General features: G+C 40.2%; 25 protein-coding genes. 12 read left to right on the top strand and 13 right to left on the bottom strand.

The window, feature by feature from the left end; translation table 11 throughout:
- The first annotated feature begins 69 nt into the window (after positions 1 to 69).
- Positions 70 to 699 carry a Smr/MutS family protein gene (locus OO007_RS09710; RefSeq protein ID WP_325808643.1) on the top strand — a complete coding sequence of 210 codons (630 nt, stop codon included), beginning with the start codon at positions 70 to 72 and terminating at the stop codon, positions 697 to 699.
- A 152-nt stretch (positions 700 to 851) separates the two neighbouring features.
- On the opposite strand, the gene OO007_RS09715 is transcribed toward OO007_RS09710, so the two are convergent.
- A complete protein-coding gene (locus OO007_RS09715) occupies positions 852 to 1511 on the bottom strand; it encodes a DoxX family protein (protein ID WP_325808644.1) in 660 nt (219 codons plus the stop codon).
- A gap of 121 nt (positions 1512 to 1632) precedes the next feature.
- Complete coding sequence (locus OO007_RS09720; RefSeq protein ID WP_325808645.1) at positions 1633 to 1863, bottom strand: DUF1127 domain-containing protein; 231 nt, start codon at positions 1861 to 1863, stop codon at positions 1633 to 1635.
- 234 nt (positions 1864 to 2097) lie between these two features.
- Here OO007_RS09720 and OO007_RS09725 point away from each other — a divergent pair, with 234 nt between their 5' ends.
- The 3 genes from OO007_RS09725 to OO007_RS09735 all read left to right on the top strand — a co-directional run bounded on the left by OO007_RS09725 (position 2098) and on the right by OO007_RS09735 (position 4388).
- A complete protein-coding gene (locus OO007_RS09725) occupies positions 2098 to 3021 on the top strand; it encodes a LysR family transcriptional regulator (RefSeq protein WP_325808646.1) in 924 nt (307 codons plus the stop codon).
- Positions 3022 to 3125: 104 nt separating this feature from the next.
- Positions 3126 to 4019 carry an NAD(P)-dependent oxidoreductase gene (locus tag OO007_RS09730; RefSeq protein ID WP_325808928.1) on the top strand — a complete coding sequence of 298 codons (894 nt, stop codon included), beginning with the start codon at positions 3126 to 3128 and terminating at the stop codon, positions 4017 to 4019.
- Positions 4020 to 4028: 9 nt separating this feature from the next.
- A complete protein-coding gene (locus tag OO007_RS09735; RefSeq protein ID WP_325808647.1) occupies positions 4029 to 4388 on the top strand; it encodes a GFA family protein in 360 nt (119 codons plus the stop codon).
- Here the strand turns inward: OO007_RS09735 and OO007_RS09740 are convergent.
- Both OO007_RS09740 and OO007_RS09745 read right to left on the bottom strand, forming a co-directional pair.
- Positions 4383 to 4982, bottom strand: a complete 600-nt coding sequence (locus OO007_RS09740) for an alpha-ketoglutarate-dependent dioxygenase AlkB family protein (RefSeq protein WP_325808648.1) — start codon at positions 4980 to 4982, stop codon at positions 4383 to 4385. The two genes, OO007_RS09735 and OO007_RS09740, sit on opposite strands and share 6 nt — an antisense overlap.
- Before the next feature lie 2 nt (positions 4983 to 4984).
- Positions 4985 to 5881: a bifunctional helix-turn-helix domain-containing protein/methylated-DNA--[protein]-cysteine S-methyltransferase gene (locus OO007_RS09745; RefSeq protein ID WP_325808649.1), complete on the bottom strand. Its 897-nt coding sequence runs from the start codon at positions 5879 to 5881 to the stop codon at positions 4985 to 4987.
- 290 nt (positions 5882 to 6171) lie between these two features.
- On the opposite strand from OO007_RS09745, the gene OO007_RS09750 reads away from it, so the two are divergent.
- Genes OO007_RS09750 through OO007_RS09760 form a run of 3 tightly spaced genes read left to right on the top strand, consistent with a single transcriptional unit; the run spans position 6172 to position 8754 of the window.
- The gene (locus tag OO007_RS09750) at positions 6172 to 7275 is read left to right on the top strand and encodes a hypothetical protein (RefSeq protein WP_325808650.1); all 1104 of its coding nucleotides are present in this window, start codon (positions 6172 to 6174) and stop codon (positions 7273 to 7275) included.
- Positions 7276 to 7315: 40 nt separating this feature from the next.
- Positions 7316 to 8095: an ABC transporter permease gene (locus OO007_RS09755; RefSeq protein WP_165874753.1), complete on the top strand. Its 780-nt coding sequence runs from the start codon at positions 7316 to 7318 to the stop codon at positions 8093 to 8095.
- Positions 8092 to 8754: an ABC transporter ATP-binding protein gene (locus OO007_RS09760; protein ID WP_131907440.1), complete on the top strand. Its 663-nt coding sequence runs from the start codon at positions 8092 to 8094 to the stop codon at positions 8752 to 8754. Before OO007_RS09755 ends, OO007_RS09760 begins: the two co-directional genes overlap by 4 nt.
- Here OO007_RS09760 and OO007_RS09765 read toward each other — a convergent pair.
- Positions 8751 to 9608: a CPBP family intramembrane glutamic endopeptidase gene (locus OO007_RS09765; protein ID WP_325808651.1), complete on the bottom strand. Its 858-nt coding sequence runs from the start codon at positions 9606 to 9608 to the stop codon at positions 8751 to 8753. The two genes, OO007_RS09760 and OO007_RS09765, sit on opposite strands and share 4 nt — an antisense overlap.
- A 119-nt stretch (positions 9609 to 9727) precedes the next feature.
- Between OO007_RS09765 and OO007_RS09770 the strand changes: the two genes are divergently transcribed.
- Positions 9728 to 10069 carry a TusE/DsrC/DsvC family sulfur relay protein gene (locus tag OO007_RS09770; RefSeq protein ID WP_325808652.1) on the top strand — a complete coding sequence of 114 codons (342 nt, stop codon included), beginning with the start codon at positions 9728 to 9730 and terminating at the stop codon, positions 10067 to 10069.
- A gap of 123 nt (positions 10070 to 10192) precedes the next feature.
- Positions 10193 to 10543, top strand: a complete 351-nt coding sequence (locus tag OO007_RS09775) for a nucleotide pyrophosphohydrolase (RefSeq protein WP_131907442.1) — start codon at positions 10193 to 10195, stop codon at positions 10541 to 10543.
- Between the two features lie 32 nt (positions 10544 to 10575).
- Here the strand turns inward: OO007_RS09775 and OO007_RS09780 are convergent, their stop codons facing one another.
- Together OO007_RS09780 and gmk are read right to left on the bottom strand one after the other, a co-directional pair.
- Complete coding sequence (locus OO007_RS09780; protein ID WP_325808653.1) at positions 10576 to 11589, bottom strand: hypothetical protein; 1014 nt, start codon at positions 11587 to 11589, stop codon at positions 10576 to 10578.
- A gap of 69 nt (positions 11590 to 11658) precedes the next feature.
- Complete coding sequence (gmk, locus tag OO007_RS09785; RefSeq protein WP_325808654.1) at positions 11659 to 12276, bottom strand: guanylate kinase; 618 nt, start codon at positions 12274 to 12276, stop codon at positions 11659 to 11661.
- Between the two features lie 24 nt (positions 12277 to 12300).
- Here gmk and gloB point away from each other — a divergent pair, with 24 nt between their 5' ends.
- Positions 12301 to 13116 carry a hydroxyacylglutathione hydrolase gene (gene gloB, locus OO007_RS09790; RefSeq protein ID WP_325808655.1) on the top strand — a complete coding sequence of 272 codons (816 nt, stop codon included), beginning with the start codon at positions 12301 to 12303 and terminating at the stop codon, positions 13114 to 13116.
- 142 nt (positions 13117 to 13258) lie between these two features.
- Here gloB and OO007_RS09795 read toward each other — a convergent pair whose 3' ends face one another.
- The 4 genes from OO007_RS09795 to OO007_RS09810 form a co-directional block, all read right to left on the bottom strand.
- Complete coding sequence (locus tag OO007_RS09795) at positions 13259 to 13693, bottom strand: (4Fe-4S)-binding protein (protein WP_325808656.1); 435 nt, start codon at positions 13691 to 13693, stop codon at positions 13259 to 13261.
- A 48-nt stretch (positions 13694 to 13741) separates the two neighbouring features.
- Entirely contained in the window at positions 13742 to 14476 is a 735-nt protein-coding gene (locus tag OO007_RS09800; protein WP_325808657.1) for a hypothetical protein, read from the bottom strand.
- Between the two features lie 88 nt (positions 14477 to 14564).
- A complete protein-coding gene (locus OO007_RS09805) occupies positions 14565 to 15332 on the bottom strand; it encodes a substrate-binding periplasmic protein (RefSeq protein ID WP_165874754.1) in 768 nt (255 codons plus the stop codon).
- Positions 15333 to 15561: 229 nt separating this feature from the next.
- The gene (locus tag OO007_RS09810) at positions 15562 to 16107 is read right to left on the bottom strand and encodes a pseudouridine synthase (protein WP_325808658.1); all 546 of its coding nucleotides are present in this window, start codon (positions 16105 to 16107) and stop codon (positions 15562 to 15564) included.
- Between the two features lie 166 nt (positions 16108 to 16273).
- On the opposite strand from OO007_RS09810, the gene OO007_RS09815 reads away from it, so the two are divergent.
- Both OO007_RS09815 and ilvD read left to right on the top strand, forming a co-directional pair.
- Positions 16274 to 17578 (top strand): patatin-like phospholipase family protein, encoded by a 1305-nt coding sequence (locus OO007_RS09815; RefSeq protein WP_325808659.1) that lies wholly within the window; start codon positions 16274 to 16276, stop codon positions 17576 to 17578.
- A gap of 407 nt (positions 17579 to 17985) precedes the next feature.
- Positions 17986 to 19836: a dihydroxy-acid dehydratase gene (gene ilvD / locus OO007_RS09820; RefSeq protein ID WP_325808660.1), complete on the top strand. Its 1851-nt coding sequence runs from the start codon at positions 17986 to 17988 to the stop codon at positions 19834 to 19836.
- A gap of 168 nt (positions 19837 to 20004) precedes the next feature.
- Here ilvD and OO007_RS09825 read toward each other — a convergent pair whose 3' ends face one another.
- Positions 20005 to 21282, bottom strand: coding sequence for an NAD(P)/FAD-dependent oxidoreductase (locus OO007_RS09825; protein WP_325808661.1), 1278 nt, complete (start codon positions 21280 to 21282; stop codon positions 20005 to 20007).
- Position 21283: 1 nt separating this feature from the next.
- Positions 21284 to 22258 carry an ornithine cyclodeaminase family protein gene (locus OO007_RS09830; RefSeq protein ID WP_325808662.1) on the bottom strand — a complete coding sequence of 325 codons (975 nt, stop codon included), beginning with the start codon at positions 22256 to 22258 and terminating at the stop codon, positions 21284 to 21286.
- Positions 22259 to 22409 lie beyond the last annotated feature (151 nt).

Consider the following 22409-nt stretch of genomic DNA (forward strand, 5'->3'; position numbering starts at 1 on the left):
CCATAAAACACTCATAAAATGATAATCTCAACTATTGATATTAACCATTTATAGTCATCACTACTCACCGTGTCTAATTTTGATAAGAAAACACTAAAAGACCTTAAAAAGCAGCTAGCTGAAAAGAACCGAGCCGAAAAGGAGGCTACACAAAAGCGCCTTAAACAACAAGTAGAAGATCAATATGATCAAAATTTCTTTTCAGACGCAATGCAAGGCGTAACACCACTTACAGATGACAAAGCTTATCATGAAGTTGAAAGACCAAAAGCAAAAGTCCGCCCAGCGGATGAAGACTTCGAAGAACTTTTTATCCACGACCCTCTTTCAGACGAACTTGAAGTGGAAGATGTTCAAATGGAAGGCGTTTTAAGCTTCTGTAGAGAAGGCATACAGAATAACGTTTTCAAAAAACTGCGCAGTGGAAATTACCGTATTTCTGATGAACTCGATTTACATGGATCTAGCATTAAACAAGCAAAAATGATCCTGGTTTATTATCTGCAAGAAGCCGTTCAGTTTGAAGGCTGCTGCATACGAATTGTACACGGTAAAGGTAATCGATCGGGCGATAAAAAACCTGTTTTAAAAACTCAGGTTAATCATTGGCTGAGTGAGCATGAGAGAGTACTCGCATTTCATTCCTGCAAACCTAAAGATGGTGGAACCGGCGCTGTTTACGTCTTGTTAAAACGATAACACTCAAAACAATAATGCTTTAATAATATTAAGGTCACCCCCCTACTTTGGGGCCTTTTTTCTTCATAGCGAATAATTGCCACAAAAAAAATAATAAAAAAAGGACGCCGTAGCGTCCTTTCTCAATCAAATAATAAAATTATTTCAGATTATCATTTAACTTCATCAGTCGTGTTATCCAAGTCAAATGGATCTGCTTTAATGTTGTCATGCGGATGAGCCATATTTTTAGCTTGCTGTCCTGCAATAACTTTCTTATTCAGTCTACGATATAAGAACCAGTCAACACTTAAGAAGCGACCTGCTCCCATGAAGAATAAAGTGAGTAGCATCAAGAAATAAACAACTGTCTTGCTGAAATCCGAACTGCTCATATCAGTATAACCATGAGTCATTAGCATTTCTTTCAACGTTGCTACAATGTCTTGACCATTGAGTGCCATGAGTGCAGTCAATACAATTAAGGCCAATAACGGAATTGATACCCAGCGAACAGCAAAACCAATCAATAACAAGAATGCACCGATAATTTCCAACCAACCGATTGAGCTAGTTAAAACACCTGACAAGGCATCACCAATAAATGGAACTTTAGCCAAACCGGCAGTCGTCGCCTGATGAATAGGGTTATCTGTATTGAACCAGGTTAACGGGTTATACCAAACAGTATCGTCTGCGGTAAACAAACCCAACTTTCTGCTACCCGACACCCAAAGCAAAGGCGCTAAGAATAATCGAAGTAGTAATGGGGGTAAGAAATCTAAGCCTCGCAGCCATCCAAAGCTGAAAAAACCGAGTAAAAACTTAGTCATAGAAGACACTCTCCTTATTAGGTAATAATGTCTATTTGACTGTTTTCTACTCGGTATTGCAAGCTAAATCTCTGATGTTTTTCAAGCCAACACCTAGGAATTCAAGCAATAACATATTGATTTATTTCCAGAAAGGCTTGTTAATTTCGCAATCAACATCGGCACGATTTAATCCTATATCTTCCAGCATTCTGTCATCAAGCTTTGCTAGATGTTTGCGTTGTTGAATACGCTGATTCCAGATAGTAAGCGTCTTAAATAAATTCTTTGAAGGTTGAATTACAGCTTCTTCACAGCTGGGTAGACACTGCGATAGATGATTATTATGATTTGCGTGTGTGTATACAGTCATGACATGTCTCCTTATATTTGTAATGCATTTCTAAGCAATCTTGTTTATAAATGGAGACCCTGCAAGCAAGGTCTCCGTTATGATTTACCCCCTACAGGTAAGACCATGAATGTATTTAACGCTTCAGCGAAAAAACTATCCAATCGTTTAATCAAAACCCTGCTATCAGGATTTCAGATTGTGCATTTATCATTAGGTATTTTTAATCATTATTAGAATTGCTCATCATTAGAATTGTTCATCGCTCAAAATGATGACATCATCTTTCACATGGAACTCTATCAACTCAGAACTTTTGTCACCGTTGCAGATACTGGCAATCTCACACAGGCAGCCGAACGCCTGTTCACTAGTCAGCCTGCTGTCAGTGCGCATATAAAAGCGCTGGAAGAAGAGCTTGAAGTCAAACTCTTTGATCGAACCCCGAAAGGTATGCGACTTACAGAGAGCGGGACGTCGCTACGAGATAAAGCACAATTAGTGATTAATGCAGGCAACGAGTTAAAGCTGGCAGCAAAAACACTTCAGGGAGAAATTACGGGGCAAGCCAAGGTCGGATTAAACACGGATGCCGAATATCTGCTTCTTGCAAAATGGCACAACGCGTTGATGTCTGAATACCCAAATCTTAAAATTCAGCTAACCCAAGGCACATCAATAGACCTGGTTCAAAAGGTGGGCAAAGGACAGCTTGATGTCAGCTTTTTTTCGGGAGATATTCCTTACGACAAAGTCAGTTATGTTGAGTTATGTGATACGCACGCCGTAATAGCCGCCGCACCTAAGTGGAAAGACAAACTAAAACGTGCTGGACGAGAAGAGCTGGCTCAGCTGCCGTGGATTTACCCTGAGCCTTTATGCATTTATCACAGATTTCTCAATCTTATTTTTTCTGATACCAAAGTACAGCCTGCATGGGCAACGTCTAGTGCGACTGAAGATTCCACAATCGCATTATTACGCTCTGGGATTGGTCTAGCCTTTATTCGCAATGATGAAGCCGATGCTCTATTGAAAAAAGGTGAAATTGTTGTGTGGCCGGGCGAATCATTCACACTGCCATTGAGAATGGCCTATTTAGAATCTCGCAAAGAAGACCCCGTGATCAAAGCGCTACTAGAAATCATTGTTAGAAAATTCGAAAAACATAAGAAATAAATGATCTCGTTCATTAATTTCTAAAATCTACTTTTGAACCCACACAAACAGTTGAGTTCAACTACAATTGAATCAGTTAAATTAGATCAATTCATTTTCAGGGAATAAATATGTCGAAGCAAAAAGTATCCTTTCTAGGTTTAGGAGCCATGGGTTACCCAATGGCGGGATTTCTCGTAAAAAAGGGTTATGAGGTGACTGTTTTTAATCGTACTACGGCAAAAGCCGAAAAATGGGCTGATGAATACTCGTCTAATGAAAACCCAGCAAAATTTGCTGCAACCCCGGAAGAAGCTGTAGCAGATGCCGACATCGTTTTCACTTGCCTGGGCAACGATAATGACGTCAGAGAAGTATTCACAAAAATATTCGCTAGCGCTAAAACCGGAGCGCTGTTAGTTGACCATACAACAACTTCCCCAAGCCTCGCTCAAGAATTATATGCTGAAGCCCAAAAACACAATATGGAATTCCTTGATGCACCCGTATCTGGCGGCCAGGCAGGTGCAGAACAAGGGATTCTTACAATTATGGCTGGTGGCGATCAAACAAGCTTTGATAACGCTTTAGATGCAATGAATAGTTATGCCAAAGCGACCACTCTGATCGGCTCTTCAGGTAAAGGGCAAGCCCTAAAAATGGTAAATCAGCTCTGCATAACCGGTATTTTACAGGGATTAAGTGAAGCCTGGAGCATGGCTAAAGCGGTTGATATCGATGCTAAAATGATGGTTGATGTACTACAACATGGCGCCGCAGGTTCCTGGCAGATGGTGAATAGAACAGAGACAGCTATGAACAACGAATTCGATTTTGGTTTTGCTATTGACTGGATGCGTAAAGACTTGGCCATTTGCTTTGATGAAGCAGAAAAACTCGGCGTCGATTTACCCCTTGCAAAACAGGTGGATGAAAAATACGCAGAACTGCAGGATCGAGGCTATTCTCGATCTGACACTTCTGTGCTTGTTAAGCAATTTGATAACGAAAAAAGATGACGAAAAGCGATGAAAACTTATTCAGGTAACTGCCATTGCGGTAACGTGAGCTTTTTTTTTGAACACACAGAAGAGATCACTGCTGGTTTACGTTGTAACTGTTCCTTTTGCAAACGCAGGGGCGCACTAATGACAAATTTTGTCATTCCACCAGATGCATTTCATATCGAGTTAAAAAACCCGGAGAATCTTGGACTATACGAGTTTGATGACAAAGTTGGTCATCATTTCTTCTGCAAGGAGTGTGGCATTTACCCATTCCATCAAACAGTGAGAATGCCTGACCATTATCGTGCCAATCTGGGGTGTATTGATGAGATTGATACTGACAATATCGATGCCGCAGTATTTGATGGAAAAGACCTATAGCATCTGCCTGAAAGTGAGGTTAATTCTTGGCTCGTGAACTTTTGTCGTTTTGGGTAGAGAATGCAACCAGTGCTGCTGAGTCCCACCTTTCATCAGCAAAAGACTTCCTTCTTCAAGCTCAAGTGAAACAGTTTCTCTGCTTTGCTTGTGCTTGAAAGAAAACTTTCGTTTTGCACCTAAACTTAAAGAAGCAATTACCGAATTTTTACCCAATTCTTTTTCATTATCGCTATGCCAGGATAGTCCTTCAGCGCCAGTATGGTAGAGATTGAGCAAGCAGGAATTAAAAACGGCGTTTGTGTGTTTTTCAACGATCTGCTTCAATTGTAATAACTCAGCAGTCCACACATGTGCTTGCTTGGTAGTATTTGAATATGTATAGCTGTATGGTTTATCGCCATACCACGCGATTTTTCTATCAGTGATTATATGTTTACCATGAATAACCACTTCATCATTTTTCCAGGCGATATTTTGCAATAAATCCAAGCGGATTTGTTTGGCGAAATCGTACTCTAAAATACCGCCATAATAATAAACATCCCCATCATAAGGCAGGATATTCAGATCAGCATCAAAACCAAATAAATCCATTCTTACGTCTTGTCGTTTTTGCTATTTGCAATCTGGGCAGCTTCCCATCCAAGCATGGCTGATTTTCTCTCCTGCCCCCACATGTAACCACCAGATACCCCACTCGCTCTGATAACACGATGACAAGGAATTAAAAAGGCAACAGGATTACTCCCGATCGCAGTGCCCACCGCTCTGGATGCTTTAGGACGTTTAATAATGTCGGCAACATTACCGTAGGTATTTAGTTGGCCTAAAGGAATCTTTAATAGCGCTTCCCATACATTTAACTGGAACTCGGACCCTTTAATATGCAGATTTATCATCCCCTTATTGATTGAGTCAGGCCCACTGTTATATGAATCAAACTTACCAAAATTGACAACGTGTGAATGGAGTTCTTTTTCGGCTTCTTTGAAAGTAGCTTGAGGAAATCGCTGGAGCAATTCCTCAAACGTCTTTCTTTTTTCCTCAGCAACAAACCCCATATAACAAATTCCTTTTTCTGTTGAAGCAACCAACACCAACCCAAAAACACTTTGCACATATTGATAATAGATTGTGAGTGACTCGCCTCCCTTTTTGTATTCGCCGGGTGTCATTCCTTCAATTTTTATAAATAAATCATGCAATCGTCCTGTACCAGACAAGCCAGTTTCTTCTGACACTTCTAATAAAGTAGATTGGCTCTCTTTGAGAATCTGTTTGGCATAATTAATACTAGTGTACTGAAGAAATTGCTTAGGACTAATACCCGCCCAATCAGTAAATAAGCGCTGGAAGTGGAAAGGACTCAAGTGAACGTGTGTAGCGATTTCATCCAAACTGGGCTGTTGCTGAAAGTTTTCTTTGATAAATAAAATAGCAGTTTCGATGCGCTCGTAATCTCGACTATCTGTATTTTGTTGAATGTTACTCATGATGACTACAATCCTGTCTGATTAAGAACATCATAGGTTTTATAGCAAAGAAACAAAACCCGAAACTTGCTAATCCATCAGTGAATTTTAGAATGAATACACCCCCCTACTTTGAGCGGTTTTTTTAGATAGTTTTCCAGTTCTTGATTATTCCTATATACTCCACGATCTTATACACCTAGATTGTTAAAACATATATTCTGAAAATATGACCACTAACTTCATACTAGAATAACAGTCAAATCAGTATTCTACCTCACAGATCATTTGCTTCTATCGCCTAATCCTTTATGAAAATTTTTAAATCACTTCTGTTCTGGTTATTTTTTGTTACCCCGATGACTTTGGGAACACTTTATTACCTCAAAGTAGCAAGCCCTCAGTATGAAGCGAATGCGCACTTTACCATTGAAAAACAAGGTCAGGGGCAATCAGATCCTTTAGGTGCTCTAACAGGACTTCCTGGAAGCGTATCATCGACAAGAGATGCTTTGATCGTTAAAGACTTTATAGAATCCAGAGAAGTCATCGAACGTACCAAGCAATATTTTGACATTAATAAGCTCTATGCACGTGAAGATAAAGACTTCCTGTCCCGATTAGAACAAGACTCCAGCATTGAGGATATTGTTGAGTACTGGCAAAAAAAGGTAAATGTAGAATTTGATACCACTTCTGGAATAGTGGATTTAAAGGTCACTGCATTTGAGCCTGAGTCTGCAGTAAAAGTGATTAAGGCTATTTTAACGGCCAGTGAAGATCTGGTTAATACCTTATCTGAAAAATCCCGTCAGGATAGTTTAAAATTCGCACGACAAGAATTAAAGAAAGCTGAAACAAAACTAAAAAACGCGCGTACAGATGTCAGAACATTTCGTGAGAAAGAACAGGCACTTAGCCCAGAACAATCTGCGGAATCGAAACTCAAATTGGTAGAAGAATTAGAAGCCGAGCGTGCTCGTGCAGAAGCGGATTTACGCAGCCTCAGACTCGAATTTCCTGACACATCCAGAAAGATTATAGAAGCCAAAAACAAAGTTTTCTCCCTGAAAAAACAGGTAAATATTGAACGCATCAGAAGTACAAGAATCACTGATAGCACCGATGCAAAGACCATGAGCTCGATAATTTCAAAGCATGAAGAATTATTAACAGAACAAGGCTTCGCAGAAAAATCTTATGAGGCCGCTCTTTTAAATCTTGAACAATCTCGCATTGATGCTACACAACAACATCGTTATTTAATTGTTATTGTACAACCTAAACTACCTGAGGAGCCCTCTAAACCAAAAGCACCGGATGATTTTATTATCCTCTTTTTGGCCTGCCTTTTGTTCTGGGGATTATCAGGATTAATCATATCCTCCATTAGAGATCATGCTGGGTGGATGTAATGAAAGACAAGATTACACACATTTTAATCTAAACATTGCTATGGAATTTTTAAACGCATTAAACGTACAAGGTAGAGTAATTTCTGCACTCACTTTGCGTGAAACACGAGCTAGATACGGCAATAGCAAACTTGGTTTCTTTTGGGCGTTATTTGAGCCTTTTGCACATGTTGTCGTATTTATCGGTATTTTCTCAGCCCTTGATAGAGCAACTCCGTTAGGAGATAGCATGGGACTATTTATTCTTACAGGCATTATTCCCTGGTTACTCTATAGCAATATAGTTAGCAATGTCATGTCAGGTTTAAGCACAAACAAAGCATTGCTTGGATATCCGCAAGTGATGCCTATAGACATCACCATTTCTCGAGTAGCTCTAGAATTTTCGACATTATTTTTAGTAATGCTGTTCTTTTTAGCTATCGCACACTATATGGGCATTAGAATAAGGATAGACAGTTTTCTAGAGATGATGAAACCAACAGGATTAATCATTCTCTTTGGTACTGGTATAGGTTTGATTAATGCAGCTATTATCCCTCACTACCCCTCTTACTCAAGTATATTCAATGCCTTTTCCCGACCTTTATACTTTATTTCAGGAATATTTTTTACAGCTAATTTTCTTTCACCAGAAGTATTCGATTTTGTAGATTTCAACCCACTGATTCATTTAATAGAGTGGTTCAGGTCAGGCTTCTACCCTAGCTTTGAAAGTGATTTGTATGATCCAGAATATGCAGTTTTTATCTGTGTAGGAATATTCACCCTTGGCTTACTCGTCGAAAGATTAAGTAGTAAAAAGGCTCGACAAGTATGATTGAGTTTCGAAATGTAAATAAAGCTTACGATATGGCTAATGGCCAGAATATCGTTCTTAAAAATGTTAACTTCAAGTTTCCTGAAAGAAAAAACATTGGTGTATTAGGGGTAAATGGGGCTGGTAAATCCACTCTCCTAAGATTAATTGCAGGAAGTGAATACCCAGATAGCGGTAGAATAATCCGAAAAGGAAGATATTCATGGCCTTTGGGGTTTACAGGTTCATTTCACCCCTCCCTTACTGGTATTGAAAACCTGCGTTTCGCCTGCAGGATTTATAACGCAGATATAAAGTACGTCACTGAGTATGTGAAGGATTTTTCTGAGATTGGCGATTATATCCATGAACCGATTAAAACGTATTCATCGGGCATGCGTTCTCGCCTGGCATTTGCTTTGAGTATGGCAATAGACTTTGAAGTGTATTTGGTTGATGAAATCATGGGGGTTGGAGATCAGGGCTTCCAGCAAAAATGTAAAGAAGCTTTTGCTGCTAAAAGAGAAAACTCAAGCATCATTATGGTTTCGCATAGCATGGCAACCATCAAAGAATACAGCGATGTCGCACTTCTACTGACTGGCGATAATTTAGAAATTCATGACGATGTAGATCACGCTATTGAACTCTATAATGTTTTAACAACCGCTTCTACCTAAGGAAGCAACTGCTGGGGCAGTCCTTTAGTCTGCAACAACGCAGCTATATCCATACTCAGAGCAATCGACACATGTACTGCGACACCTCCCCAGATGGATCGAGAATGCAAGGCTAAGACACCCAAAAACAATCCAAAGAATATTGCACCACTCGCTTCCAACCAAGGTTTTGAGAGATGTATCATCATATAAGGCACAATCATCACGAAAATAGCGTTCACGCCAAACGCCGGTCGGCAGGCTTGTATGATAAAACCACGAAAGAAAAATTCTACACAGACAAACTGAAGTAAATACAAGATTTCCCATGCGACCAAATCAAACCAGCTTCTATGAGCAAGCTTATAAAAAGGGTAATGATTAGTAAAATCATCCCGAAAGCTTACGATTACAACAAAGGAAAGGATCGGTGCTGCAAGCAATACATACCATTTAATATCCCGTCTTAATCGTCCCACTCCAAGCCCATAATTCGTCAAGGGCTCTTTTAATAAATATTTAATCGTCACAACAGGTATCAATACAAAAGCAACTAAATGCCATATAGCCCACCACGCTTGTGTCACCAACGGAAAGAATGTTTGTCGACGCAACTCCAGCACTTTTGCTGCTGGATTATCTGAAAACTGATCAAACCATAAATTCAATGTCGCATAGAAAGCCGTATTAAATTTAAGGTAATGTAATAACAAAATACAAAACGCAACGACCACTAGAACGATTGCAGGTCTTTTGTCCCAGGCGACAGAATTAACAGGGGCAATCTTTTCAGTTGATCCTTTACCCCCCTCTTTTGAAAAGGATTGCTTATGAATAGACAGTAAAAGATTCAGGAAATTTTCAATTAACTTCATTTTGTCATTGTATCCGAAAATACCCGTATAAAATTAATCATAAGTATCAATTTTGTTATCTATTAGTATTTAATGATATACTACAATACAAATTATATTTAACCTTCAAAGGGCACATTATGGAAATCGAAGTAGAAGGCAAAACAATACAACTTAGCGAAGCAGGCTGGTTAGAAGAGCTTAGCGAGTGGTCCGAAGCCATTGCAGAAAAGATTGCAACAGAAGTGGAAGGTATCGACGAGCTTACTCCCGAACACTGGGACATCATTAACCTCACTCGTAAAGCATTTTACGATAACGGTCAGGTTGCTGAACCACGTAAATTTATGAAAATGATGAAAGAAGAGTTTGGTAAAGATCGTTCATCAAATAAGTATATTTTTAGCTTTTTCCCTAAAGGTGGATTGATTAAATCAGCCAATAAAGTAGCTGGGTTACCAAGACCTAAAGGTTGTAGTTAACTCTAACTAGTATATTCAACCCTAAGAGTTAAAAAAAGATTCAAATAGCCAGTCGTTGAAAAACCACTGGCTTTTTTAGTGGTGTTAATTTGCTATGATACTTTTATTTTATAGAAGTTAAGCATGTCAGCAGAAATAGAATCTCTAAAACTTAAATTACGCGAGTTTGCCGAAGAGCGTGACTGGGATCAATTCCACTCACCGAAGAATTTTTCTATGGCAATGATTGTTGAATGCGCCGAATTAGTTGAACATTTTCAATGGCTGACGGACGAACAAAGCAAAAATCTTTCTACCGAAACCCTGGATGAAGTAAGTCTGGAAATGGCTGATATTTTTATTTACCTGATTCGACTAGCAGATAAATTAGATGTGGATCTTGTAAAAACCGCGAAACGAAAAATGATTCTGAATGCTGAAAAGTATCCTATTGAAAAGTCTAAAGGCTTAGCAACTAAATATAACAAATTATAAAAATATTTCCTTCACTACATAGCCATAAAGTTTCAGGATATCTTATTATTCACCACCTTAGTCAACCCTTCTACAATAACTGCAGAGTTACGCAAGCGCCATTTACCTAGCAACTTAACCATATTGGAATAGTTTGATCCTGATTTATGAAAATCGTAGACGGAAATCCATCGATGTAGCATCTGATAAAGAAACACAAAAAGAAAAAAGTCCCTTGCTTTTTGCTCTTTAGGATACTCATACGCATCAAGAACGAGGTTAAATATTTCCCATAAATCTGGCGACTTACGCATATCCGCTTTGGTAAGCATGTTGAAGTAGTTTATGCATATATAATTTAACATTTGAGCCATATCATCTGCAATTGGGGCCGAATTCGCTCCCCCAATATCAATACCAACCACATGGTTTTCATTAATTATTATATTACTGAGATTCAAATCCCCATGTAAATCCGCATGTAAAACTTTATAGTCATAAAAGCAATTCGCATAGCGGTTTAAAGCTTTAAACCCAGCTATGAATATCGGATTCTTTTTGCATAACTCTTCCGTGTGCAGTTTTTCACAGTGTGATTCGATATTAGTTGAGTAACGCAAGTTATCAACAATGCTGAGCTTTAGATTAGCATGCTCATGATAATATCGAAGCCATTGGTAGCCGACTTTAATGTTATTTTGTATTGGGCCCTTTCTTAAACAATTTTCCCAGAGAATTTCTCTTAAATTCTTACCTGAAATCCATTCCATCAGAAAACAGTTATCATCCTGAAAAAAACCATAAGCTTCAGGTACACGATATTTTCCGTTGTCTATGTTAATAGCCAAAGAGAAACGCTCAATAGCAGCGAAATGGTGCCTGCTTCTTGGGCTTTGATCATTACGATATACTTTTAAAGCGACGTCTTTTGGAAAATCTTTACTGGAAAATCTATAGACAATTGCTTCAGTAGAATTAATTTCAGGGTGATTTATTTCCCAATCCTGTGCCTTGGTTTTTTCTCTAAGATAACTAATTATTTTGTTTTTTAATGTTTCAGTTATCATATTTTAGTTACAGACAAATAATAACTCAGGATATCTTAATTAGGCTTCAACAAATAGAATTGATAAACTTTATTTATTAGCCAAGCCTTCAAGCAATGATTTATTTCTTAACTTCTGTCTTTCTAAAGTAGTTCGATTAGCAATAAATATACTCTTAAGTGTTTCTACTGATTCATCAAAATCATCATTGATCACAACATAATCAAATTCCGGATAATGCTGTATGTCATCAACGGATTGCCCCAATCGTTTAGCAATCACATCGTCGCTATCTGTTCCTCTTCCTCGTAAACGCTTTTCTAGCTCTTCTTTGGATGGAGGTAAAATAAAAATAGATAAACAACCGGGCATTAAGTCTCTGACTTGTTGTGCTCCCTGCCAATCAATTTCCAGAATGACATCAACACCTTTATTGAGAATTTCATCTACTGATTTTTTAGCCGTTCCGTAATGATTACCAAACACATTTGCGTGCTCCAAGAAATCACCATTATGTACACCATTGAGGAAGGTATCAGCATCGATAAAATGATAATGTTTGCCATCAATCTCGCCTTCACGGGCTTTACGAGTTGTATGAGAAACGGCCATTTCAGCACCTTCCAACGTTTCCAATAACTTGGTTATCAAACTGGTTTTCCCTGCTCCCGAAGGTGCGGAAATAATGTATAGTGTTCCCGTACTCATTTACCACTCTCAAAATTAATTATTATGTCGTCTAAGAATCGTATTATCACTGTCCCAGCTTTTTCTGACAACTATATCTGGCTTATTTGTGATGAAAACCAACAATACGCCGCGATCGTCGATCCAGGAGATGCAACTCCTGTCATTAAAGCCTTGGAAAAAGACAAAATTCAACCCGTCGCTATTCTCATTACTCACTTTCATGCAGATCATGTTGGTGGTATCGGCAAACTACTGGAAAAATACCCAAATCTGTCGGTATATGGCCCCGCGAGCGAACGCATCCCGCATATTACTCACCCACTTCAAGGTGGTGAAACAATACACATAGACCAAATTAACACCGGTTTTCAGGTGATGAATGTACACGGCCATACTGCTGGACATATCGCTTATTACACCCATGAAGATAGCGCAGATCAAACTGGTGAAGGACGTCTCTTTTGTGGAGACACCTTATTTGCCGCAGGCTGTGGACGAGTGTTCAACGGGACAAAAAAAGACCTTCATGATTCTTTAGAAAAAATATCAAAACTACCTGAAAACACACTGATTTACTGTGCTCATGAATATACGTTAGATAACATCGGTTTTGCCAAATGGGTAGAACCAGATAACGAAAAACTTATTTCACGAGAAAGTGATGCAATAGCCTTAAGAGAAAACGGCGAGACGACTGTTCCGTCGCGACTCTCGTTAGAATTAGAAACAAATCCGTTTCTTCGAACACATTTACCCAAAGTCGTTAAAAGAGTTTCTGAATTTGCCGGAAAACCCTTAGAAAACTCTACAGAAGTATTTACCGCAATGCGTACCTGGAAAGATACAGAATACGATTAATAACCTTTTAACGATTGGTCACCCCCCTACTTATAGGGGGTTATTTCATTAAGCCATTAAGCATAGTCCCTTTGTCAGGACTAACCAGATACTCAGTATTGTTTTTACCCATCAACTGATAAGCACAACCAAGACCTTAAAATTAAGTATCAAACTCAATTTTACTATGGCTACCATCACAATAAGGTTTGTTAGCAGAAGCACCACAACGACATAAGGCAGTCATACCTTCTTTCGTAACCTCTTCCCCATCGGGCATGGTTATTGTTAAATTTCCTTCCACTAGTAATGGGCCACCTTTGGTTACTTTCACTTTCGTAGCAGTATCTTTATCTTGCGTGTTCATTTGCGTGGAGATCTCCTTTTTTTGTTGTATCGATAGTGCCCCAGATGGACACTTCCCTACTTGTGCGACAACCTCATCTTCTGAACTGCCATCCAAGGTTACCCATGGTCTATTATTGGGGTTAAAGACCTGAGGTAATTGATGAAAACATATTTTAGAATGCGAACATTTAGCTGGTTGCCAGACCACAGTAATATTATCCGTAGAATAATGTTTAATAACTTCTGACATAAATTTCTCCTCAAGACATGGTGAGTAAATCACAAAATATCAAAACAACTACCGAACGATCGCTGTATACACATAATTACTGGACGTTTCTTGCGTATAAGGGTTAGGAAACGAAACCAAATGAGACCTAACATCAGCAAAAACACTTTCAAGTAACTGAATAAAGTTGTCACTCGCTTTAACGTCCGACCAAAGTGCAAATACACCACCCTGATTTATTTTATTGGCTAAAGAAGACAAACCCTTGCTGGTATAAAAGGAAGCATTCCCCGAGGATAACAAAAAGCTGGGCGAATGATCGATATCCAATAATACAGCATCTACTTTTTGATCCTGATTAGCTTTACCAAAGCCCTGAGTATCTGCACTCGCAATAGCGAAGAAATCTCCCAACACCAACTCACAACGAGAATCAGCCATGAGTTCCTCGCCTAAAGGCACCAAACCTTTTTGATGCCATTCAATCACCGGCGGCATCACATCGATCACTTTCAAAGTTGCAACAGAAGTATGCTCTAGCGCCGCTGCTGCCGTATAACCGAGCCCCAAACCGCCGACGATGACATCTAGTGGTTTATTATCAAACTTACCGCCAAGCGCGGCTAAACCAAGGTGAGAGAGTTGTAATTCTGCTTCAACAAACAGACTCGACATCAAAAACTCTTCATTCATCTTAACTTCGTAAATGAGTTTATTTTCCAGACGAGGCTCTGAACGCTTTCTTAAGCTTATTTCGCCAAGCGGCGTATGTTGAAAATCGAGTTCTTCAAAGATAAGAGACAAAGTTAAATCCTAATGCTTAATAGGCTTTCATTATTTGCGCTCTATGCACTTATCGCAAGTAAATACGTGTGAATAAAAAAATCCTATGCTAATTCCAGTCATCCAATCCATAATTTTCTAGAATTGTTTTAAGCTCTCCTGACGCTCTTAGCCTTCTTAAACCTGCATCAAATATCTCTGTGTATTCTTTTGCTCGAGGGTTTTCAGGGGAAAAAGCAATATACATTGATTCACTATTCAAACAGCCCGCTTTTCTGAAATTAGAAGTCTTTCCCGTTTCTTTAATGTGATAATCCAATGTGTACTGCTCATCTAAAATCGCAGTAATACGACCCATGGCAAGCTTATTGAAATTCATATCAATCCAGTTAGTTTGATAGGATGGCTGAACTAATAAGCTATTATCTTTATGTTTATCAATATAGTCCTGAACTTCAGCACTCACGACATTACCTTCAAGATAACCCAGAGTCACTTTCTCTAAAGAATCCACCCCTGAATAATTCCATTTACTCCCTGCTAAAGTATAAAAACACCACTTGAGCTCACCGATACTCTCCTCGGGAAACATCAAACCTGGGGCTTCTTTCTTTCCCGGAGATAAAAGAGCATCAAGCCTTCCCGCGGTTGCTTCGGTAATAGCTCTAGCCCAAGGCATAAAAAGGTAGTCAAACTTAATGCCCTGTTTATTGAAAATCAGATTGATTATGTCGAGTTCATAGCCAGGTCTTTTCGAGTGAGGTATTTCAGAATGGTCGTCTTCCATACAAGAGTAAGGACACCAATCATCAAAATTGACTCTGATAGTTTCAGCAGCGGCAGGGGTAATAGAACTTGATAAAAAAAGCGATGTCATAAAAACTAGTTTCATCATCGATATTTGCATTACTTATTAGCGTCCCTTAAATGGCTTGTTTATTCGTTTCTTTTTATTTATTAGATGATACAGCACACAAATCGAAAGCGGAAATCATAACGCTGACCTGAATTTACATCTATTTATCAAATACCTAGTAACATGCAAATTTAGCAAGATTTAAATCGTTCTAATAGTGATATCAATGTTTAACAAAGTCTTCTCTGTATTAAGCTATTTCAAGCGTTTTACATTTACCATTTTCAAGCCCATCTATCGTCCAGGAACCCACCCGATATCGAATTAAACGTAATGTTGGATAACCTATTGCTGCTGTCATCCGTCTAACCTGTCGATTTCTACCTTCACTAATGGTAATTTCCAACCAGCTATCCGGAATGGTCTTACGAACACGTACTGGCGGATCTCGTTCCCACAATAAATAAGGCTCTGGAATAATTTTGATTTTTGCTGGCATGGTCATGCCATCTTTAAGCTCTACGCCTTCACGTAGTTTATCTAGGTCAGACTGCTCCGGCTCTCCTTCTACCTGCACCCAATAGGTTTTAGACATTTTATGTTTTGGGCTGGCGATTCGGTTTTGAAGTTTTCCATCATCGGTTAACACCAATAAACCTTCACTATCACGATCAAGACGTCCTGCGGCATAAACACCTTTTTCTTTGATGTAATCAGCCAGAGTCGCACGCCCTTCACTATCAGTAAATTGGGTTAAAACACCGAAGGGTTTATTGAATAGAATTATTTTTGACATAAAGATAAACTAACACACAAAGCTAAAAAATATTTAAGAGACTACTTTAACCACTATGTCACAAATAACAACACTAAGCCGCATAAGAAAAATATTCACAGCTAAGCCGCTATACATAATTTTCAGCGGACTATTTCTTAGTGCTTGTAGCGTTACTTCCCCAAAAATGAACGAGCCCCTGAAGGCTAAATCAAGTTCAGAATTATCAGCATTAGGTTCAGAATCAAAAAACCAACGATCTGATGAGCTTTCTTTGTTTATGGCATTTTCAGGTGGCGGAACCCGTTCTGCAGCATTGTCATACGGCGTTCTAAAAAAATTACGTGACACTAAAATCAACATCGGCAACAAACAACGCCGCTTACTGGATGAAGTCGACATGATTTCATCGGTATCTGGCGGAAGTTTCACCTCAGCGTATTATGGCTTATTTGGCGATGGTATTTTCAAAGACTTTGAGAAGAAGGTGCTTAAGAGAAAAATCCAGACCGAATTACTCAATCTTTCATTATTTAGCCCTAAATCCTGGATTCGATTAGCGCCGGCGCTGTTTGAACGCAGCGATCTAGCCGCAGAATATTATCACCAGACAATTTTCAAAAAGAAACATTTTGGCGATATGCGCCCCGATGCTCCTTTTATTGTTATCAATGCGACAGACTTATCATTGGGCCAAGGCTTTTCTTTTACTGGTTATCATTTCAGCTGGATTTGCTCAGATTTAAATAGCTATCCGATATCTCGTGCCGTTGCAGCGTCCTCAGCTGTACCCGTGGTTTTCTCTCCTATCACTTTGGAGAATCACGCGGGTAGTTGCAAGTTTTCACCTATCGTCTGGGATGTTCAAAAGCGCAATAGAAACAAAGTGAAAAATAAGCAAAAGCGTTATAAAGATGCACTTAGGGTTAAAAACTACCGCGATAATAAAAAGTTAAAATACCTGCATTTAGTGGATGGTGGAGTCGCTGATAACCTGGGCATACGCTCTATTCTGGATATCATCTCGTTCCATAACGACAGCATGTGGAGTGCAATGAAAACCTACGGCATGCAGAATACCAAGAAGATGGTTTTTATCAGCGTCAATGCCGCCAGTTTTCAAAACCCCGTTATTGCCACCCGCAAGCGAGCGCCTTCAACGGTTGACGTGATTGACACCACCACCACAATCCAATCCAATAAGTACAATACAGAGACCATTGACTTATTAACGAGCAAATTCCCTGTCTGGAAAAAACAGGTACAAACAGCGCGCTGTCGAGAAAAGCCCAGTAAAGACTGCGCCAATATAGAGTTCCAATTGATTGAAATTAACCTTGAAGACCTGCGACCTTCGGAACTCAAAGCATTAGGAATCGTTCCCACTGCTCTCGAGTTACCGAATAAAACCGTAGACCAACTAGAAGATGCCGGCATGAAATTAATGCAACGCTCGAAAAGCTTTCAAACATTTATCAATGGGTTTAAGTAACGGGTTTAAGTAAGACATTCAATACTAAAAGTCACCCCCCTACTTTGAGGCACTTTTTTAAAAGCATTACCAAACAGCTGCTTCAAAGCCAGCTAGAAAGGAGACATCAACGCTTCTGCCGATATAATAATGGTCGCCGCAAGCATCACGCTTATGATCAATATTGGTAAGATTGAAAGTTTCATGATTAGCTCCTTTGTCATTCGTTACCGTGGCTATTTCTATCTGAATAATATATTGGATTCTCTACGCCGATTCCGTGAAATTCATCACATTTTCACAACAGATTCGCGAATAATTCAAAAGGTCACCCCCCTACTTTCAACGGCTTTTTTAAAGAGTATTTCCAAAGACCCTAATTCAGCGTTAAAATAGCTCTCTATCATTTAATCGAGAGAAGAATCCCCATGCCAGAGTATCGTTCACGTACATCCACCCACGGCCGTAATATGGCTGGAGCCAGAGCCCTATGGCGTGCTACTGGTATGCAAGATGGCGATTTCAGCAAGCCCATCATCGCTATTGCAAATTCATTTACACAGTTTGTGCCTGGTCATGTTCATCTGAAAGACATGGGTCAACTTGTTGCACGCGAAATAGAAAAAGCGGGCGGTGTCGCAAAAGAATTCAACACCATTGCTGTTGATGATGGTATAGCGATGGGTCACGATGGCATGCTTTACAGCCTTCCTTCACGCGAAATTATTTCTGACTCTGTGGAATACATGGTAAACGCACATTGTGCGGATGCTTTAGTCTGTATTTCTAACTGTGACAAAATCACACCAGGCATGTTAAACGCTGCCTTACGCTTGAATATCCCCGTAATCTTTGTATCTGGTGGACCAATGGAATCCGGCAAAGCCGTTATTCAGGAGCAGGTTGTAAAGCTTGATCTGGTTGATGCCATGGTTTCAGCAGCCGATGACAATGTCTCTGATGATGACGTGTTTAAAACAGAAGTTTCAGCCTGTCCTACCTGCGGATCTTGTTCAGGTATGTTTACCGCAAACTCAATGAACTGTTTGACCGAAGCATTAGGCTTATCATTGCCAGGTAATGGATCAATGCTGGCAACGCACTCAGATCGTGAGCAGTTATTCTTGGAAGCAGCTCGCCAGATCATGGTGCTTACAAAGCGTTATTACGAAGAAGATGACGAGACCGCACTTCCACGCAACATTGCTAACTTCAAAGCGTTTGAAAATGCAATGAGCCTCGATATCACCATGGGTGGTTCGACCAATACTGTTCTGCATTTACTTGCTGCAGCTCATGAAGCTAAAGTCGATTTCACCATGGACGATATGGATCGCTTATCTCGCTCAGTACCTAATTTGAGCAAGGTAGCACCCGCAACTCAGCTATACCACATGGAAGATGTGCATCGCGCTGGCGGTGTTTTCAGAATTCTAGGGGAGCTAGACCGAGGCGGCATGCTACACACTGAATGTAATACTGTTCACGCTCGTACTATGGGCGAAGCACTGGAAAAGTGGGACATCGCACGTAACCCATCTGAAGAAGTACAAACTTTCTATAAAGCGGCTCCAGGAAATGTGCGTACTGTGCATGCCTTTAGCCAAAGTAAACGCTGGGATGATCTTGATATCGACAAAGTCGGCGGTTGTATTCGTGATGTTGAACACGCTTACTCAAAAGACGGTGGTTTAGCGGTACTCTACGGCAATATCGCAGAAGACGGTTGTATAGTAAAGACTGCAGGTGTTGATGAGCATATCTTGACCTTTAAAGGGCGTGCACGTGTTTATGAATCTCAAGATGATGCAGTAACGGCAATCCTTGCTGATGAAATCGTTGAAGGCGATATCGTTGTTATTCTTTATGAAGGACCAAAAGGTGGACCGGGCATGCAGGAAATGCTGTATCCGACCAGCTACCTAAAATCAAAAGGTCTTGGCAAAGCTTGCGCATTGATCACTGACGGTCGTTTCTCAGGCGGTACATCGGGTTTATCTATCGGACACGCTTCACCAGAAGCAGCTGAAGGCGGAGCGATTGGATTAGTCGAAGAAGGAGATACGATTGATATCGACATTCCGAACCGTAAAATTTCACTTCGTATTTCTGACGATGAGCTGCAACAGCGCCGTGACGCAATGGATGCCAAAGGCAGCGCAGGCTGGAAAGCAGGTCCTCGCCCGAGAAATGTCACTCCAGCATTAAGAGCTTACGCAGCTATGGCAACATCTGCAGCAAAAGGTGCAGTTAGAGATGTATCTCAAGTTGAAAAGTAATGTGTAGCGCTATACTAATGCATTAAGAGTATTAGAAAAGCCTCGATATTCTCGAGGCTTTTTTGTGCTTTATTTTCGTATATAGTTTTTTATATAACTATACTGCTTTGTTGTCATACCCACCCCCCTACTTTGGGGCGTTTTTTTTCAAGAATATAAAAAAATCCGTTAAAACCTATTCACTGAAAAACTACTCAATACGTCTTTAAAGTCAGCCAGTGTTTGATTGTTTTTATCACCATCAATTAACGCCGTAATAATTTTTGCCGATATAGGTGCTTGTGTTAAGCCCAAATGCTGATGCCCAAAGACCATGCCAATTTGAGGGTGTTGCGGGTGCAAGTCAATAACAGGCAAAGAATCTGGCAATGTTGAGCGATTACCCATCCATTTACTGGGCTGTTGCTTATCTGCTTCAAAATTTGGGATTATTTCATTGATATGCTTACTTAAGGTGTCATAACGCTTTGCAACGGGTTTTGAATCCACATTGGCAAACTCGGCAAAACCGGTGATTCGCATTCCGGTTTTGAGTGGCGTTAACATCACATGCCTATCAGCCGACATAATCAAACGCTTAAATTTGACTGGGCTTTGTGGAAACGTTAAGTGATAACCTCGTTCGGCTACCAGCGGAATATCCAGCCCCAGTTGTTCAAGTATTTTTTTACTCCAGACTCCCGCGCAAACCACTAATTTATCAAAGTTAAAATCACCACTGGAGGTAGATAAACCAACGCGTTGATCAGGCGTAGAGATTTGCTTCACTTCTGATTGTTTAAAATCCCCACCTTGCTGTACAAAGCGATCAAATAGAGCGGCTGCCGTTTCGTAGGGGTCTAATAATTGCACGGATTCTGGGCAATAAAGCGCATGTTTAATATAACGCGATAACGCGGGCTCTTTCTCAAATAATGCTGCGTCTTTTAAGATTTCACACTCAATACCCTGTGCTTGTAGTGCTTTCTGGCAGTTTTCTGCTTGCTTGATACTTGAAGACTTTTCCCAAACCTGAAGATAACCACTTTTACGCACCATTTCTTCGCAATTAGATCTATTTAATAGCGACTTCCAGGCATTTATGGAGTGTTTATTTAAAGCGACGATGGCTTTTCGGCTTTTATCTTGTCGTGAACTAGCCACCTCTTTTAGAAACTTAATGCTCCACGGGATGAAGGACAACAAGTGATCGGGGGTAACTTTTAATGCCGCATTTTCACTAAAAAGTTGCTTCACCGCAGAGACGATATTCCCCACTGTAGCCTGAGGATCGATGAGCTCTATGGCAAGGAAGCTGGCATTACCATAGGAAGTCTCAGTTGCTGGCTCGGTTTTATCAAATAACGTAACCTGATAACCAGCTTCCTGTAATTCGAGCGCTGTAGTAATACCAATAATACCACTACCGACAATCGCAACAGTGCCTTTCGGTTGGTCTTGATTCATCTTAAGTTTCGTCTACTAAACCTTCATAAGCCAAAATAGCTGCCGCTAAATCTTCTCTTGCTGCACCCACCGATTTAAAGAGAGTGATTTGTTGGTCGCTGTCTTTAAGCTGACTGCGTCCCTCGTGCTGCTTTCCACTCAATTCAGATAATTCGGCAACGACATCATTTTTATCAAACGTACCATTTTCTATGGGTTGAGTTAAATCACCCGCTTCAACGATGGCTGCCAGTCTTGTGTCGACAAAAACGGCTGATTTCTGGATCGCAGCATCATCAGTTTCACGCATATCTGGTTTGAATCCACCCACTAAATCGAGGTGCGTACCAGGCGTTAGCCATTCACCTAAAATAATGGCTTGAGTCGACATGGTTGCACAACTGATTATATCTGCAGAAGCTGCAGAGCTTGCTAAATCGGCATCCGTGCAGACGGTTGCGGGTAATCCTTCTGCAACAAATGTGGCAACCAGCTTTTCTGCAGATTGTTGATTTCGACTCCATACCTCAATCTGATCTATCGGTCGGACAGCACTGTGTGCATACACTAATTCACGGGCTAATCGACCAGAACCAATGAGCAATAATTTATGCGAATCTGCACGAGATAAATATCGACTAGCCAGCGCTGAAGCTGCAGCAGTGCGTCTCGCCGTTAGCTCATCCGCATCAACTTGCAATAATGGTTCGCCTGTTTTTGCACTACTGAGTAGATAACTGCCATTTAGCCCTGGAAGTCCTCGAGCGCTATTCCCGGGGAAAATAGTAACTTGTTTCACCCCAAGATACTCGCCTTCGATCCAGGCTGGTTTTAATAACAGCGAAGCGGTTGGCTCATTGGGTACGTTCAAGTCATGCTGATGACGCAAGGGCTCAATCACTTCAGAGGTGAAAACGGTATCGATGGCGTCAATCAAGTCTAGCCACGGAAGTTTTGTTTTAAGTTGCTCACTGCCAAGATAAGGTATGGAATTCATTTAAATGCTCACAAAATTTGATACAGGATATTATAGTTTATTAAATACCCACCCCCCTACTTTGAAAGCATTTTTTTATGAGGATGAATCAGACAACAGCATACACCCAGGATTTAAATAGGGGATTCAAATAGGGCATCAAAGATAAAGA

It is taken from the genome of Cocleimonas sp. KMM 6892, assembly GCF_035798195.1.
Lineage (GTDB): Bacteria > Pseudomonadota > Gammaproteobacteria > Thiotrichales > Thiotrichaceae > Cocleimonas > Cocleimonas flava.